A 17,519-nucleotide genomic window follows, 5' to 3' on the forward strand; every position below is an offset into this window, starting at 1 on the left:
CCATTGACCATTGACCATTCACCTAAACACAGGGGATATGCAATTCTGGGATCAAATTATAAATACTGCCCTGATGGGCACAGATAAAAGGGCGCTCAGTGCCGATGAATTACCAGCCGGCATAAGCAATGCGGCAACAGCCATACAACAAGGTACATCTGACAAAGAAGAACAGTTTTTGCAAACAGCTGCACTGGCTTTTAATTATCGTCAGTGCGGGGTTACACCTTTGCAAAAAGAAGGAATAACCATTGCCATAGCAGGTACCGAAGAAAAAGAATACGGTTCGGCCCTGGCCATGCACACCTTAAAAGACATTCTTGATACGGAAAGCTATTCATTGCTGCGCTACTGGTTACAGCAATGCGCTTCAAAGCAACGCATTGTTGTTCCCGAGCTGATTCCGCTGTTACTGAACGTAGGCGTGCAGCAAAAAAAATTACAAAACCTGATAGTATCCTGTTGCGGCAAACGGGGCGAATGGCTCACCCGTTTAAACAACGAATGGAATTTTTCGGCCGCCGCAACCGATGAAGAATTGTGGCAAACAGGTTCACCCGAACAACGCAAAACCGTGTTGCAGCAATTACGGCAGTTGAATCCCACACAGGCGCGGGAATGGTTGCAGCAAACATGGGCGCAGGAAGATGCCAATACAAAAGCCGAATTGCTGCAATTGCTTATCACAAATATTGGCGAAGATGATATTGCATTTTTAGAAAGTCTTTCAACCGAAAAAAGCAAAAAGGTAAAAGAAACAGCGCTCCGGTTATTAAAGCAAATTCCTGCTTCGCCCATTGTACAAAAATACCAGCAGGTATTACAGCAGGCAGTGACCATAAAAACTGAAAAAAAGTTGATGGGCATATCATCCGAAAAACACCTGCACCTGCAGCTACCCGCCAATATCGATGAAAGCATTTACAAAACAGGTATCGACAAACTAAGCAACACCAAAGAGCTTACCGATGATGAATATGTTGTGTTGCAGCTGGCGCAATCGGTTCCCCCTTCTTTTTGGGAAACACATCTGCAAAACACACCGGGCTCCCTTATAAAATCGTGGCAGAAAGACAATACCGGTAAAAAATTAATACGTGCACTTATTAATTCAATTGTTTCTTTCAAAGACAGTCGCTGGGCATTGGCTTTTATGGAAAACAGCGATGTATTTTTTATTGATATCATTCCCCTGCTGCCCGTTGAACAACAGGAATTTTACAGTTTAAAATTTATCGACCAGTTTGCTGATAACATTATTGATTATGCTGTGCAGCGCGAAGATGAATGGAGCATAGAGCTTACCAAAGCCATTTTTAAATACACAGCAAAAAACGCCTATCAGTTCAACAAGCCTTTTTATAGTAAAAATATTCATTGCATACCGGTTGGTATGGCAACGGAGCTCGACAAATGCGGTCCGCCCGAAGCGCATTTGCGATCTTACTGGAGCAATACCAGTGAACATATTGCAAAGCTCATCAACTTAAAAAAACAAACCATAAATTCCTTTAACGAATAAAATAACCATTATGTCTGCCTTATTACGCCTGCATGCCGAACAATTATATGCACAGGAACTGGAAGAACTGCAAAAGCAGGACAGCGGCAAGCGGCCGCAAAACTGGAAGTTATCGCCCCAGTCGGTAGTTACCTACCTTATCGGCGGTAAACTGAAAAACGGATTTGAAGTATCGCCCAAATACATTGGCAATAAACGATTGATGGAAATTGCGGTGGCCACACTTACTACCGATCGAGCTTTGTTGTTGTATGGACTGCCCGGTACTGCCAAAAGCTGGGTGAGTGAACATTTATCAGCCGCCGTAAGCGGCGATAGTACCATGATCGTTCAGGGCACTGCAGGAACAAGTGAAGAATCCATTCGTTATGGCTGGAACTATGCACGCCTGCTGGCCGAAGGCCCTTCACAAAACGCATTGGTCGAAACACCGGTAATGCGTGCTATGAAAGAGGGAAAAATTGTGCGTATTGAAGAGCTCACCCGTATTGGGGCCGACGTACAGGATACGCTCATTACTATTTTATCAGAAAAAACTTTACCTGTTCCCGAATTGAATACCGAAGTACAGGCGGTGAAAGGATTTAATGTAATAGCTACAGCCAACAACCGCGATAAAGGAGTGAACGAATTGTCAAGCGCCCTGAAGCGTAGGTTCAACACCGTTATTTTACCGGTTCCCGACTCCATGGAAGAAGAAATTGATATTGTAAAACGGCGGGTTGAAAGTTTTGAAAAAGTGATGGAATTACCGGCCGAGCCACCGGCCCTGCAGGAGATCCGTCGCATTGTAACCATCTTTCGTGAATTGCGCAATGGGGTTACTATCGATGGTAAAACAAAAATTAAAGTGCCCAGCGGAACATTGAGTACCGCCGAAGCTATTTCAGTTGTAAACAATGGACTGGCCATGGCTGCCTATTTTGGCGATGGACAATTAAAAGCAGCCGACCTTGCGGCAGGGATCCTTGGTTCGGTAATCAAAGACCCCGTGCAGGACAAACTGGTATGGCAGGAATATCTTGAAACAGTTGTAAAACCCCGCGAAGACTGGAAAGATATTTACCGCGCCTGCCGGGATCTGAATTAAGCGTTGAGCAGTAAACTATTGACCATTCACCATTGACCATTCACCATGTCGGTACACATATTAGGCATACGGCACCATGGCCCCGGTTCGGCAAAAAACGTAAAAGATTTTCTGGAAAAATTGAAGCCGGATATTGTTTTGGTTGAAGGACCGCCCGAGGCAGATCCCCTGATACAATGGGTTCACCATAAAGAACTGAAACCTCCTGTTGCGATTCTGGTATACCAGCCCGATGATCTGCAGCAATCTTTGTTTTATCCGTTCGCCGAATTTTCGCCCGAATGGCAGGCCATGTTGTACGCCCGTAAAAACAATATACATATACGGTTTATGGATCTTCCCATAGGCCATCATATTGCGCTTGAAAAAGAAAAACGCGAGCAGCTGTTAAAAGAACAGGAAAGCAAAACAACAAATGAACAGGGCAACGACCCCGATGCATCATTAAATAATTATGCATTACGCAATAATGAAGCAACAGCCGAACCTGAAATAACCATCAAAAAAGATCCCATTTCTTATCTCGCCGAAGTGGCCGGTTACGATGATGGCGAAAAGTGGTGGGAGCATATGTTCGAGCACCGGCATAACAACGAACAGGTGTTTGACGCTGTTACCGAAGCTATGCAGGTGTTGCGCGAAACGGTTGCTCACAAAGAAGACAGAAGGGAACTGTTGCGGGAAGCATGGATGCGCAAAACCATACGACAGGCCGAGAAAGAAATGTTCCAGAACATTGCGGTAATCTGCGGCGCCTGGCATGCGCCAGCATTGGTGAATATGCCCAAACCAAAAGACGACAACGACCTGTTGAAAGGATTGCCGAAAGTAAAAGTTGAATGCACATGGATACCGTGGACATATAGTCGCCTGAGCTTTTATAGCGGGTATGGAGCAGGTATTGAATCGCCCGGCTGGTATGATCACATATGGCATCACCCGGTCGACGATGGCACCCGCTGGATGGCTAAAGTAGCAAAGCTGTTAAGAAAGCAGCAAATGGATACTTCAGTGGCGCATGTGATAGAGGCTGTTCGCCTTGCAGAATCACTGGCTTATTTGCGCAACCTCAATAAAGCAGGTCTCGAAGAATTGAATGAAGCCACCCGCACCGTACTGTGCAATGGCGAAAATATATTAATGCAGCTGATCCACGACGACCTGATCGTAAGCAACCGCATTGGCGAAGTGCCCACTGAAATTCCCAAACCACCCCTTCAGGTAGATATTGAAAAGCTGCAAAAGAAATTACGGTTACCCGCCACCGCCGACTGGAAAGACTACACATTAGACCTGCGAAAAGATACCGACCTGGAGCGCAGCATATTTTTACATCGACTGCTATTACTCGATATAAAGTGGGGCGAACAACAGGACACTTCAGGTAAAGGAACTTTTAAAGAATCATGGCGCCTGCAATGGAACCCAAACTTATCTATCGACATTATTGAAAAAGGCAACTGGGGTAATACCGTTGCCGAAGCCGCTGAAAAGTTTGTAATTAAAAAAGCCAATGAGGCCACTTCGTTAAGTACAGTAAGCGCCTTGCTTTCACATACCATTCCGGCCGAGCTGCACCGCGCTGTAGAAGAATGTATCAATTGCATCAATAATCTGGCAGCCGCCAGCGGCGATGTAATACAATTAATGGAAGTGGTGCCCGGCCTGGTACAGGTAAGCCGTTATGGCAGCGTGCGCAAAACCGATGCCGACCTGGTGCTGGGTATTGTAAACAGCATGATCACTCGCATTTGTGTGAGTTTGCCTGCAGCCTGCACCCTGGTAGATGAAGAAGCCGCACAACAACTGCTCGACCTGTTTTTTAAATTAACCGATGCGGTGAATGTGTTACAACAGCCTGATATCACCGGCCAGTGGCAACAAACATTACAAACCATTGCCACTACCAGCAATACATCTCCTTTCATTGCGGGTTATGCTACACGATTACTGGCCGATTATAAACTACTGGAAGGAGATGAACTCATCAAAGCATTTCACTATGCCATGTCAACCGCTACCCAGCCCGATAAAGCTGCAGCCTGGCTCGAAGGTTTTTTAAAAGGAAGCGGCACCATTTTGTTAATCGACCACGATTTGTGGAACCTCGTTAACAACTGGGTGGGCGCACTGGATGAAGAAATATTTACACGACTGCTGCCTTTGTTGCGCCGTACGTTTTCGAATTTTTCGGGGCCCGAACGAAGAAAGCTCGGCGAAAAAGTAAAAGCCGGCAGCAGCGGCACTGCTGTATTGCCAAAGATTGAAACCGGTTTGGATGTCGAAAGAGCGCAACAGGGCATTCCGGTTATTATGCAATTGCTGGGTTTACCTGTAAAATAAACACACAATGAACAACGAACAACATATTCGTAAATGGCGATTGATACTCGGTGGCGATCAAAACGACGGTACCGGTATATCGCTGAGCGAACGGGATATTCAAATAGATAAAACACTCGAAGCCCTGTACGACAGCAAACGACAGGGAGGACTGGGTGCATCTTCGCCTAATGTTGCCCGCTGGCTGGGCGACATCCGTACGTTTTTTCCTTCGAGCATCGTTCAGGTAATGCAGCAGGATGCGCTGAAGCGGTTGAACCTGACACAAATGTTGTTTGAAAAAGAAATGCTCGAGAATGTGGAGCCCGATGTACACCTCGTAGCCACCTTAATGACATTAAGCAAGGTAATTCCCGATAAAACCAAAGACACCGCGCGCATGGTGGTGCGAAAGGTAGTTGATGAATTATTGCGAAAGCTATCGCAGCCAACGCAACAGGCCATTGTGGGCAGCTTAAACCGCAGTGTGCGTAACCGCCGGCCACGCCATAATGAAATCAACTGGCATGCTACCATTCTTAAAAATCTGAAACATTATCAGCCTGAGTATAAAACAGTGATCCCCGAAACACGCATCGGATACGGACGCAAAAGAAATGCGTTAAAAGATGTGGTACTCTGTATCGACCAAAGCGGTTCGATGGGCGCTTCGGTTGTGTATTCAGGTATTTTCGGATCGGTAATGGCTTCTATTCCTGCCATCAAAACTAAAATGGTGGTGTTCGATACCGCCGTGGCCGATTTAACCGAAGAACTGACCGACCCGGTTGAATTGTTGTTTGGCGTTCAGTTAGGCGGCGGTACTGATATCAATGCGGCACTTACTTACTGCAAACAGATCATCACCAAACCCAACGACACCGTATTGGTGCTCATCACCGATTTATACGAAGGCGGCAATGAGGCCGAAATGCGCAAAAGAGCTGTTGAGCTGGTTTCCGCCGGCGTGCAGGTGGTGGTATTACTGGCGTTGAACGATGATGGCGCTCCCGGCTATGATCACCAGAATGCGCAATTTTTATCGAACCTTGGCATACCTGTTTTTGCCTGTTCGCCCGATAAGTTTCCCGACCTGATGGCCGCCGCCTTAAGCAAGCAGGATATAGGTCTGTGGGCAGCAAAAGAAGACCTGGTATTAAAAAAATAACAACCCTATGGCCTTTACGATTGAAGAATTACAACCCTCCTACGTCAGTGCTTGCAGGTGTACGTGCCATTAAATTGCTCAAAATCAGCGAAGCTGAATAAATTACTTCTCTATAGATTCACAAAATAACCCTTACAACCCAAAACCAAAAACCCAACCAATATGCCCTTTACGCCCGAGCAGTTAAGCCCGTATTATGAACGTTTGTCCAGGGTAGAGATACCGGCTGATTGTTACAATTTCTCTTATGAATACCTTACGGGAAAGATCAGCCAGTTACCAACGCTCACTGATAAGTTTGACAACCGTTGGTTTCACCTGCTGCATGAATTATTGCTAACGCCAGACATTACTACTGAAAATGAAACGTTGCTTTTTTCTTTATTTACAAGCCCATCCATTTTAAGATACGTTAAAATAGAGCTGGCCCATAGATTTTTAGCCCCGTTAAGAGAAGATGACAATCAGGATGTTTTTGATAAAATTTTAAACAGATATCATAAACTTGAGTGGAAAGATGATAAGTTGACTTTCTTTTTTATTTCTTCTTTGGTACATTTTAAAGACCATGAAATTCTTAATGGCAACACACCGGTGTTAAACTTTATACACGACCGGTTATCGCGAATGCCTGAATCGGCACTAAATGAAGAAATGGGTAGTGATTCCTTCAGAGATTTCAACAGAAACCTGTTTGTTTTTTTATTTCGCAGCCGCAGGGAAAAGATAAAAGAGTATATTCATAAGCATTTGAAAAATAGTGGTGATCACTACCATACCCGAACAATGGCATGTGCTTTGAAATATGACTTCGAAGCGTATGGCCCTTTTTATAAAAACATCATCGACAACCTGTCTTCGTCAACCAAAATTTATTATCTGTATCTCATTTATAATGACTATAATCCTGAAAAGAATATAAAGGAATTGGTTGCCAATTCAGAAGCTTATTTCCAATACTTTTTAAATAACCTCAAAAATTATTATGAATCTGATTTTTCATCGGACTATTATAAGAGAACAGATGAAAAGTATTTATCGATGCCCCAATATGCCTGGGCTTTGTATTTTATACTAAAAGAAAATGAAGCAAGGGGCATCGAATTGCTTGAACAGCTTTTGGCTGCACAATTTGTTTTGAAAAAACCAGTACTGCAAATGCTCAACTCCGTTTTAGGCAATTCCTGTATTCCTTATTTGCTCAAAGCTGTTTTTCAAAAAGATGAAAAATACCATGAAGAAAAACGGCAGGAGTATATATTTAATGAATTAAAAAATTATAATGGCCAGTTTGACATAAACGTTCTGTGGCAGTTCGAAAAATACCAGTCAAAACATGCCGAAAACCTGGCCATACAATTTTTGATAGAAAATGATGGCAGCCTAACGGAAAAAGCTATTGCAGCCATTGAAGATACAAACAAAGATATCCGCCTGATGGCTGCCCGCATTTTATTAACCCTTGGCTCACCCGAAGCCATGAACACACTTAAAAAAGCACTTGATACCGAAACCGACGACGAAACAAGGGATTTAATATGGCAAACCTGTGGCCGTGAAATTTCAACACATATTACCGAAGAAGCCATCACCGAAATGGTGGAAAACGCCAAAACGCGTGGCAAATTAAAACGGCCCCTGTTTCCCTGGCTGAATGAAGAAACATTGCCCGGTTTATATCTTTTATCGGGCCGCCGGCTTACTAACGAAGAAACAAGACTGATCCTGTATCGCATGTCGCGGGTTAAAGGTATGCGTACCGATGCAGAAATTAAACCGGTATTGCAACTGATCGACAGGGAAAAATCGGCCGACTTTGCAAAAGCTGTTTATAAAGCATTTGAAGAAAAAGAGTTCGACGCAAAATATAAATTCCTGCTGTTACTGGCTGCCCTGTTTGGCAACGATGATATAGTGAATAAGTTTTGTACCGCCATTAACAAATGGATCGATGGCGGAAGAAAAGCCATGAGCGAATACGGCATCGAAGCCCTTGCTTTACAGGGAAGCAACAAGGCATTACGATGGATTGAATGGTTCTCGCGCAAATACCGCAACAAAAAACCCTATGTAAGCGAAACCGCTTTAACAGCGCTTACTGCCGCCGCCGAAGAGCTGGAAATATCTATTCACGAATTAGGCGACAGAATAGTTCCTGATTTTGGATTTGAAGGGCTTTTTAAACATTTTACCATAAACGGCGATGAATACCGTGCATTTGTTGACAGCAATTTTAAACTGGCTTTCTTTAACGAAGACAATAAAAAACTAAAATCGTTACCCGCAGCAGCCGGTAATGAATTAAAGGAAGAATTTAAAGGTATTGCCAAAGAAGTACGCGATGTGGTGAAAGCGCAATCTTCGCGGCTTGAGCATTACCTGGTGGTGCAGCGCAAATGGAGCTATGCCGAATGGCAACAGTTCTTTTTGAACAATCCCATCATGTTTATTTACGCCACCAAATTATTATGGGGTATATACGATGAAAAGCAGCAGCTCATCAGTTCTTTTCTTTGCCAGGAAGATACCACGCTGATTGATAAAGAGGGTAATGAGGTAGATGCTCCCGAAACCCAAACAATAGGCATTGTACATCCAATTTCGTTTTCACCGGAGGAATTGCAGGCATGGAAAAAACAATTCTTTGAACTATCTATTGAGCCTGTTTTTCCGCAGCTCGAAAGACCGGTGTACCTGTTGCCCGAAGAAGATAAGGACAAAAGGATCATACAGGATTTTGTGAACGTGCCTACCGATTCAGGTTCGATAAAAAATACATTTGATAAATATGGCTGGAGAAAAGGCGATACCGGCGATGGAGGCTATATTTATACTTTTCACTATACCGACTACGCAAGCCACATTGAAGCTGTATTGCAGGTAGATGGAGTAGCGGTGTTTGGATTTACTGATGACGCAAAGCTGGGAAAATTATATTTTGTTGATACTTCTAAAAATAAGGCCAACTGGTTCGATAATCCGTCAAACGATAAAGATGAAAGGCTTATTCCTGCGGGTGATTTATCGTCGGTGTTTTACTCAGAAGTTGTAGCCGCCATAAAAGCTATTAAAATAAGAAATTAAGAATGAGAAATGTTAAATGAAAAAGTAAACCCCCGAAGCAGTTTTCTTACTTTTTCATTTAACATTTTTAATTTTTCATTCTTCATATCACGCCTTCACCCCAATCAAAAACATGGTGGTAACAGGGTAATCTATCGGAACCAACGCTCCACTCTCAAGCGTAAATAATTCTGCCTTACCCTTCCAGCGATTGTTTACGATCCAATCATTAGTAAATGCTTTTGATGAAGGATGAATGGTAAAACCGGCTTCGCGTAAATGATCTTTCCATTCATTAAAATCCCAGAAACAAAAAGTTTCATGCATTTCGCTTTGCCAGTTATCGGTATAATCTTTCCGGCTCAGATATTCCATGGCATCCTGTAAAGAAATAACAATGTATTTTTTATTGCTGATAGTTGTAATGGAATGGTTCAATACATAGCCTTCTTTATGCCTGAAGTCACGGGCAAACCGAAGAAAGCGGGTGTAGGTTGATAAACTGCTGAGGTATTGCGCGAGTTCGTTTTTGTCGTTAAATTCTTTATAGGGATCGTCGTTACTGCCGTCGGTGTCGTTCAGCCACAAATAAATAGTTTGCTCTTTGTTGTCGGGGCCAACCACATCACGGTTGATCCATATACCACCCGGCGCCAGTTCTTCGTAGCGGTTGCGAATGAATGCCAGCAGGTCTTTCCGGCTGCCGTACGATTCAATTTCATGGGTAAGTGAAGAAGTATGGATGGTATTCATCGAATTGGGATCGAATACCAGGCCGGTCACCGCATTTTTTTGAGAGAAGAACACAAAGGGATTTACAAACTCACCGTTCTCTTTCCGCTGCTGGCATACCACATATAAATAGCGCGATACTTCAATGCCATAAAAATCCGACTCGCGTAAACGTTCATCTTTACAGGCCAGTTTTATCCACGACCCTACCGCACAACCGATATCGCCTATACGTCCGGGTTGAATAAAATGGGCCGTATCGTGGTATTTCATTTCGGCTATATCATCCATTTGCCGTACATATACATTATAATCGCGTGTTTCGGTTAAATCGCCGTCGCTGCTGATCATGGCATCCCTGAACAGCATTTGCACTTTTTCGCCCCGCTTGTATTTCGCCCATACGTTATAGGCGCTGGCATGCATATGCTGTTTCACAAATGGGTCTGTTTGCCAGTCGGCGCATCGTGCAATGTGCTCCACTACGTCCCAGGGCATGGGCGTATGATATTGCCAGGTAGTAATATCTTTTAGTTCGGCCGGCAGAATAGTAAAACCAGGCTCACGATACATATTCAATACCGGTGTTGAGCAAATAACAATGGTGTTTTGAGGCGTACAATGAAACAGCCCCTCGCTGTCGTGCTGAATGCGTTTGAGTGTATACTGCGCAAAATTAGACACCTGGCCTACGTCGTCAATCCCATACATGTAAGTGGGTATTTTGAGCTCATTGCCAAAAGCTTCAATGCTGATGGCACGCAGATAAAATGGTAAGGGATTGCGGCGGGTATTGGAATGGTTGGCCGAGGTAACGGCAAAAATCACCGCTTCAATTTTTTCATTGATGCCAACAGGGTTGCCAAATACATCAGGCTCATTTTGCAGCGTATTTTGTATAAGGCGTTGTAAGTACTGAAACTGAAATTGGGTCAGTAACTGGTGGCGTCCGGGAATCAACAGGTACATGAAACATATTTGCCGCTAAAGATAAGGTTTGACATTGATTGATGCATATGTTTTATATTGCATCTTAATGTCGGTATCAGGTTCAGAAATAAAAGTGGCTGTTGACGCTATTGTGTTTGGATATTCCAAAAACGAAGGCGTATCGGTATTGCTTATACAACGCAAATACCCTCCCTTTAAAAACGCCTGGGCAATACCCGGCGGATTTGTGTTGCCCGATGAATCGCTCGAAGATGCGGTGCGCCGGGAACTGCGTGAAGAAACGGGCATAGAGGTGAATTACCTGGAACAATTATACACTTTTGGCGATCCCGATCGCGATCCCCGCAAGCGGGTAATTTCAGTGTCGTATTTTGCGCTGGTTAAATCGGCGCAATTTCAGCAGTTGAAAGCCAGTACCGATGCCGAAAATGCGCAATGGTTCAATATCAAAGCACTTCCACCGTTAGCATTCGATCATAAAAAAATATTACATGTAGCCATTGAACGGGTCAGGGCAAAGATCCGTTATCAACCCATTGGCTTTGAACTGCTCGATCGTAAATTTCCGTTTGCCGACCTCGAAAAATTGTACATCACTCTACTCGACCGCGAAATAGACCGCCGTAACTTCTACAAAAAAGTGATGGCCCTGGGCATACTCGATGAAACCGATGAATATGCGAAAAGCGAAGGCAAAGGCCGCCCCTCCAAATTGTTTCAGTTCAATAAAAAGCGTTACCAGGAGCTGGTAAAAGAGGGAATCAATTTTGAGATTTAAAGACTTTAATTATTAAAATCGGTGATTTGATCGTTTAAATGGAGTGATTTAATTCTTTAAATCGGCCTGAAGAAGAACTTTGCTATCATTTAATTCTTCAAATCGATGATTTAAACCTTCAAATGAGCGATTTAATTCTTCAAATCGGTGATTTGATCCTTTAATTAAGCGATTCAATGTTCAAATCGGTGATTTAATGCTTTAATTGACCGATTTAATTCTTCAAATCGATGATTTGATCCTTTAATTAAGCGATTCAATGTTCAAATCGGTGATTTAATCCTTTAATTGANAATTCAATCCTTTAATTAAGCGATTCAATGTTCAAATCGGTGATTTAATCCTTTAATTGGGCGATTCAATTCTTCAAATCGGTAATTTAATCCTTCAATTGAGCGATTTAATTCTTCAAATTGACCGGAAGAAAAATTTTGGCAAGATCTAATTATTAAAATTGGTTATTTGATCGTTTAAATGAGCGGACACAGGACTCTGTTAGAGCCCGGCCGGAATTCCGGAGCGGCAATTATGCAAATAACTGGTATGCAACATTCCTTGTTTTGACCTCTCAGGTCTTGCATTCTTATTTTGCGTGTTTTTTACGCAAAATTTGGATATTTCAAAAACCGTGATTAAATTTGCGTATAATTAACGCAAAATGAAAACAACAGGTGTCATAATCGCCAGGTTCCAAACTCCTTACCTTCATGAAGGCCACAAATATTTATTGAATGAAATTAGGGCTAAGCACAATAAAGTAATTGTAGTACTGGGCGTTTCGCCCGTAAAAGGCAGCCGCCGCAATCCGTTTGATTTTTATACCAGAGAAAAATTACTCAAACAATATGCGCCTGAACTGATCGTGTTGCCATTGAGCGACCACCCATCTGATGAAGCATGGAGCAAACAACTCGATGCCTTGTTACAAAACACTTTTCCGCAGGAGTCATTTATATTATATGGCAGCCGCGACTGTTTTATCCCCTACTACAGTGGACATTTACAGGTTGTTGCCTTACCCGAGCTGGGTGAGCATTCTGCTACGGTTATTCGAAATGAAAACAGCGATAAAGTACTTGATACAACCGATTTCAGAATGGGTATCAATTATGCCTATCAAAATACATATGCCAAAGTATATCCCACGGTTGATATTGCCGTATTAAAATATAACGACACGCAGGTGTTGCTTGGCAAAAAACCAAATGCTCCCCAGTGGCGTTTTCCCGGTGGTTTTGCCGACCCCACCGACGAAACATACGAAGCAGCAGCACGACGCGAATTGCAGGAAGAGTGTGGCGATTTGGAAATAAATAGTATGCAATATATCGGGTCGGCCAAAATAGATGACTGGCGTTATCGTTCTGAGGAAGATAAAATAATGACCCTGTTATTTAAAACGCAATGGGTTTTTGGTAATGCGAAGGCAAACGACGATTTGAAAGAACTGGCCTGGTTTCAGGTAAAAGAACTAACAACTATGATGCGAAACGGAACCATTGCCAAAGAGCACCACGTACTGGTGAATCTTTTACTGAAAAATTTAAATGGATAAGAACAAACAGCACCTTATAACAACCCTTAATTAACACAAGCAAACTTTTTTTTATGAAAACGCAGGAAAACATAGTATTACTCGCCGACGCCTATAAATACTCTCACCATAAATTATACTATCCCGGTACTACAAAAATTTACTCTTACCTCGAAAGCCGGGGTGGCCAATTTTCTGAAACTGTATTCTTTGGCTTGCAGTATTTTTTAAAATATTATCTCGAGGGCAAAGTGATCACCAAAGAAAAGATCGATGCAGCAGATGATTTTTTAAAACAGGTGTTCGGTCGTAACGATGTATTTGATCGCAGTAAGTTCGATTATATTCTTGAAAAACACAATGGCCGTTTACCCGTTCGTATAAAAGCAGTTCCCGAAGGAACGGCAGTACCGGTGAACAATGTGCTGATGACGATCGAAAATACCGATCCCGAATGTTTCTGGCTCAGTAACTTTTTAGAAACGCTGTTGATGCAGGTGTGGTATCCCAATACTGTTGCCACCCTGTCGCGCGAAGTTAGAAAAATAGTTGAGGAATATTTTGAAGAAACAGCATCAGAAGCATCGAAACCAGCCATTGATTTTGTACTGAATGATTTTGGATTTCGTGGTGTAAGCTCTGTAGAAAGCGCCGGCCTGGGTGGAGCCGCTCACCTGCTCAGTTTCATGGGTAGCGATACCATCATGGGTAGCGTGCTGGCTCAGCGCTATTATAATGCGCAAAAAGTATACGGCGTATCAGTCCCCGCTACCGAACACTCGGTTTGTACGTTGTTGGGTGAAGAAGGTGAGCTGGAAGTATTCAAACATATATTAAAAACCTTCCCTACCGGTATTGTGGCCTGTGTATCTGATTCATTCGACATATTCAGAGCCTGCAGCGAATACTGGGGCACCGAATTAAAAGACCTCGTATTAAATCGTGATGGCGTACTGGTTATTCGTCCTGATAGCGGCGACCCGGTATTTACTCTGCTGAAGGTGTTTGATATACTGTTGAACAAATTCGGTTATACCATCAATGAAAAAGGGTATAAAGTATTACCGACACAGGTAAGGGTATTGCAGGGAGATGGCATTAATGTGCAAACAATACGATTGATCTATGGCGCTCTGAAAATAAATGGCATCAGCGCCGAAAACCTGGTGTTGGGTATGGGTGGCGCTCTGCTACAAAAGGTTGACAGAGATACTCAAAAGTTTGCCTTTAAATGTTCATATGCCGAAGTGAATGGGAAAGGGGTAGATGTACAAAAACATCCAGTTGAAGTAGACAACCATGGCAAACTGGTGCAATCATTTAAAACCTCAAAAGCCGGGCAGTTGAAATTAATTCGCACCGAAAATGGGTACCAGACAGTAAGAAAAGAAACCCATCCCGAATACGACGACCAGCTTGTAACAGTTTTTGAAAATGGAGCATTGATAAATGAAACAAGTTTTGAAGAAGTAAGGGAGAGGGCAACGGTAAATAAAGAAGTAGAAATAGTTTAAAAAACAAAATTTATGCGCAAAAATTTCAAATCAATAGCTGAAGATACACTGAAGCTGATTGAACAGGGATTCTATTATAATTCAAAAAATGAAAAAGTAGAAATAGCTGATTCAATACAGTATTCAGTTAACAACACAAACCTGTATACACCTGAGCAGCTTGATTCGCTGCTGTCAACTACTGTAATTGCAGGCACTGAAAAAACAACATTTGAAGTAACCAATGAAACTACGCTGGATGCAGCCCGCCGGCTGGCAATCGAAGGTGAGAAAGACATACTATGCCTGAATTTTGCTTCGGCAAAAAATCCCGGTGGCGGTTTCTTAGGTGGTGCAGTTGCACAGGAAGAATGCATAGCAAGGGCATCGGGCTTGTATCTCTGTTTGCTCAAAGCGCCTGAATATTACAACTATCACAGAGAACAGCAAAACTTTTTGTATTCCGATCACATGATATGGTCGCCGCGTGTTCCAGTATTTAAAAATGAAAACGGAAACCTTACAGATGAAGTATTGTGTGTATCGGTGGCAACATCACCGGCAGTGAATGCAGGTGAATTGCAAAAGAGAAACGCAGCCAATAGCAGCGAGGTAGAAGCAGTAATGCGAGCGCGTATTGAAAAATTACTGGCACTATGCGTTGCCCAAAATCACCCTACACTGATACTGGGGGCCTGGGGTTGCGGAGTTTTCAGAAACGATCCCAACATGATTGCCGGACTGTTTCATGAAGCGCTCACCGGAAAGTTTGCCGGCTGTTTTAAGCGAATTGCTTTCGCTGTGAAAACCAATAATGAAAGCATGATTGAATCGTTCAGGAATAGATTTTGATATGAAACCAAACATTATTCACGCAGCCTTATTCGGAGTAGCAGTTGGTGATGCATTGGGAGTGCCAGTTGAATTTAAAAGCCGCAATGAAATGAAGCAGCAACCGGTGCAGGATTATGAAGGGTACAAGCAGCACAACCAGCCACCCGGCACTTTTTCCGACGACAGCTCGCTTACCTTTTGTATTGCCGAATCATTATGCAATGGTTATGATCTGAACGATATAGCCCAGCGTTTTGTAAAATGGTTTTATGAAGGGTATTGGACACCAGGAGGCATTGTATTTGGCGTTGGCAAATCGACCGAAGATTCAATAGGTCGATTAAAAAACGGAACCCCTCCTGCCCTTTCGGGTAATTACAGCGAAACCTGCAATGGCAACGGGTCGCTGATGCGCACAATCCCGTTACTTTTTTATATCAGGAATTTTGATATTGAAAAAAGATATGAAATAACTAAAGAGGTGTCGTGCATCACGCACGGATATATCCGGCCGGTTATTGCCTGTTTCTATTATCTTGAATTTGCACTGGAGTTATTAAATGGCAGCGGCAAAAAATCTGCCTATAACAGAACAGCCAGAAATGTATGGAATTTTTTGAACGCCAATAACATCGCAAAACACGAAATGGATTTGCTGGCGCCACTGCTGTTGAGCGATATATCAAAGCAACCCGAAGACGCCATTTGCTCACTACATTACGTGGCCGACACGCTTAAAGCATCGATGTGGTGTTTTATGAATACAGATAATTATAAAGATGCTGTATTAAAAGCAGTAAACCTGGGACACGATACCGATACCACAGCAGCTGTAACCGGCGGACTGGCAGGATTGTATTATGGTTTTGAATCTATACCCGAAAAATGGGTCAATGAAATCAGAAGAAGCGACGATATAAATGATCTGTGCAACCGGTTATCAAAGGCAATGGGATTGTAAATAAATTCCTCAACACATCACACGTCAATAACAGGCAATGCTGTTAAATTAAGCTTTTAAATTTCCTGCAAAGACTTCCTTCAGCTTCGTTCAGGCTTTCAATGAAGCCGGACTAATAGTCGTGAGCATAATCGAATCGAGTCCTGAGCGGAGTCGAAGGATACCTCCTTTTTATGAAAAAAATAATGCATCACCATGAACCCGCTGATCAGTAAAATCAATAAGGCCAATAAAATTGAAGATGTATTGAACGTAGTCAATTTTAAAACCGAATTCAATAATATAATAAAACGAATTCATCCCGACACCTGTACCGACGCCGGTGCATCGGCAGCCACTACAAAAATGAATGGCTGGAAGAATGAGTTCGAAAACGGAAAACTGTTTGAAGATGACCTGGGCCCTTTCAGGACCAATGGATATTGGGCAGACTTTAAATCTTCTGTACCAAATCTTAAAGCATCTGTAGACAACTATAGAAAGTTTCAGCAAATGAAATCCGACGCAGACGTACATTTTAAAAAATACCTGCCTAAAGATTGTTTGTTGTTGCCCGATGGCACCTACCGGTTCATTTTTGAAAAAAGAGCCATTCCATTATCAGGATTGCAGTTGCCACAGGAGCATGTAAACTGGGTATTAAACAGGATACTGGAATATTGCGCTTATTTGTCGCAGGTTGACTATGTTCATTGCGGATTAAATCCTGAATCCATTTTCATCATTCCTGAAAATCATGGAATACAGGTGGTTTCCTTTTATCATCTTACCCTGAAAAATGCAAGGGTACGCACGCTATCGGGCAGGTACAGCAACTGGTATCCGTTACAAACAATAAATACAAAAACAGCCACATCGATTGCCGACCTCGAATGTGCAAAACATATTGCCGCTTATTTGCTTGGCGAAAAATCGGGCAACGCGGTAAAATTCAGAAAAACGCACAATGCTGATTTCATCAATTTTTTATTGACCAGTCACGATAATGCATACGAGTGCTTAATGCAGTATAAAACTTTATTAAGAAAAAATTTTAAAACAAAATTTCATTCATCAACCTTTTAAAATTTA

Annotated in this window: 12 protein-coding genes; 11 read left to right on the top strand and 1 reads right to left on the bottom strand. The window is 42.7% G+C overall.

The genetic code is table 11. The features are described from left to right. The first annotated feature begins 37 nt into the window (after nt 1-37). From AC59IL_RS28480 to AC59IL_RS28500, 5 genes are all read left to right on the top strand, one after another. A complete protein-coding gene (locus tag AC59IL_RS28480) occupies nt 38-1,522 on the top strand; it encodes a DUF5691 domain-containing protein (RefSeq protein WP_496555628.1) in 1,485 nt (494 codons plus the stop codon). Nucleotides 1,523-1,532: 10 nt separating this feature from the next. Beyond that, a complete protein-coding gene (locus tag AC59IL_RS28485) occupies nt 1,533-2,612 on the top strand; it encodes an ATP-binding protein (RefSeq protein WP_496555629.1) in 1,080 nt (359 codons plus the stop codon). Between the two features lie 45 nt (nt 2,613-2,657). Further along, nucleotides 2,658-4,955, top strand: coding sequence for a DUF5682 family protein (locus tag AC59IL_RS28490; RefSeq protein WP_496555630.1), 2,298 nt, complete (start codon nt 2,658-2,660; stop codon nt 4,953-4,955). Nucleotides 4,956-4,962: 7 nt separating this feature from the next. Beyond that, nucleotides 4,963-6,102 (top strand): VWA domain-containing protein, encoded by a 1,140-nt coding sequence (locus AC59IL_RS28495; RefSeq protein WP_496555631.1) that lies wholly within the window; start codon nt 4,963-4,965, stop codon nt 6,100-6,102. Between the two features lie 162 nt (nt 6,103-6,264). Beyond that, nucleotides 6,265-9,186, top strand: coding sequence for a DUF4132 domain-containing protein (locus AC59IL_RS28500; protein ID WP_496555632.1), 2,922 nt, complete (start codon nt 6,265-6,267; stop codon nt 9,184-9,186). Between the two features lie 87 nt (nt 9,187-9,273). Here AC59IL_RS28500 and AC59IL_RS28505 read toward each other — a convergent pair whose 3' ends face one another. After that, nucleotides 9,274-10,866 (bottom strand): transferase, encoded by a 1,593-nt coding sequence (locus tag AC59IL_RS28505; protein ID WP_496555633.1) that lies wholly within the window; start codon nt 10,864-10,866, stop codon nt 9,274-9,276. A 67-nt stretch (nt 10,867-10,933) separates the two neighbouring features. On the opposite strand from AC59IL_RS28505, the gene AC59IL_RS28510 reads away from it, so the two are divergent. From AC59IL_RS28510 to AC59IL_RS28535, 6 genes are all read left to right on the top strand, one after another. After that, complete coding sequence (locus AC59IL_RS28510) at nt 10,934-11,626, top strand: NUDIX hydrolase (protein ID WP_496555634.1); 693 nt, start codon at nt 10,934-10,936, stop codon at nt 11,624-11,626. A gap of 658 nt (nt 11,627-12,284) precedes the next feature. Further along, nucleotides 12,285-13,181: an NUDIX domain-containing protein gene (locus AC59IL_RS28515; protein WP_496555635.1), complete on the top strand. Its 897-nt coding sequence runs from the start codon at nt 12,285-12,287 to the stop codon at nt 13,179-13,181. A 53-nt stretch (nt 13,182-13,234) separates the two neighbouring features. Continuing rightward, entirely contained in the window at nt 13,235-14,674 is a 1,440-nt protein-coding gene (locus AC59IL_RS28520; RefSeq protein ID WP_496555636.1) for a nicotinate phosphoribosyltransferase, read from the top strand. Between the two features lie 12 nt (nt 14,675-14,686). Beyond that, nucleotides 14,687-15,505, top strand: a complete 819-nt coding sequence (locus tag AC59IL_RS28525; RefSeq protein WP_496555637.1) for a TIGR02452 family protein — start codon at nt 14,687-14,689, stop codon at nt 15,503-15,505. A 1-nt stretch (nt 15,506) separates the two neighbouring features. Next, nucleotides 15,507-16,448: an ADP-ribosylglycohydrolase family protein gene (locus AC59IL_RS28530; protein WP_496555638.1), complete on the top strand. Its 942-nt coding sequence runs from the start codon at nt 15,507-15,509 to the stop codon at nt 16,446-16,448. A 195-nt stretch (nt 16,449-16,643) separates the two neighbouring features. Continuing rightward, entirely contained in the window at nt 16,644-17,513 is an 870-nt protein-coding gene (locus tag AC59IL_RS28535) for a hypothetical protein (RefSeq protein ID WP_496555639.1), read from the top strand. The last annotated feature ends 6 nt before the right edge of the window (nt 17,514-17,519 follow it).

The organism is Niastella sp. sgz303648 (assembly GCF_059587045.1).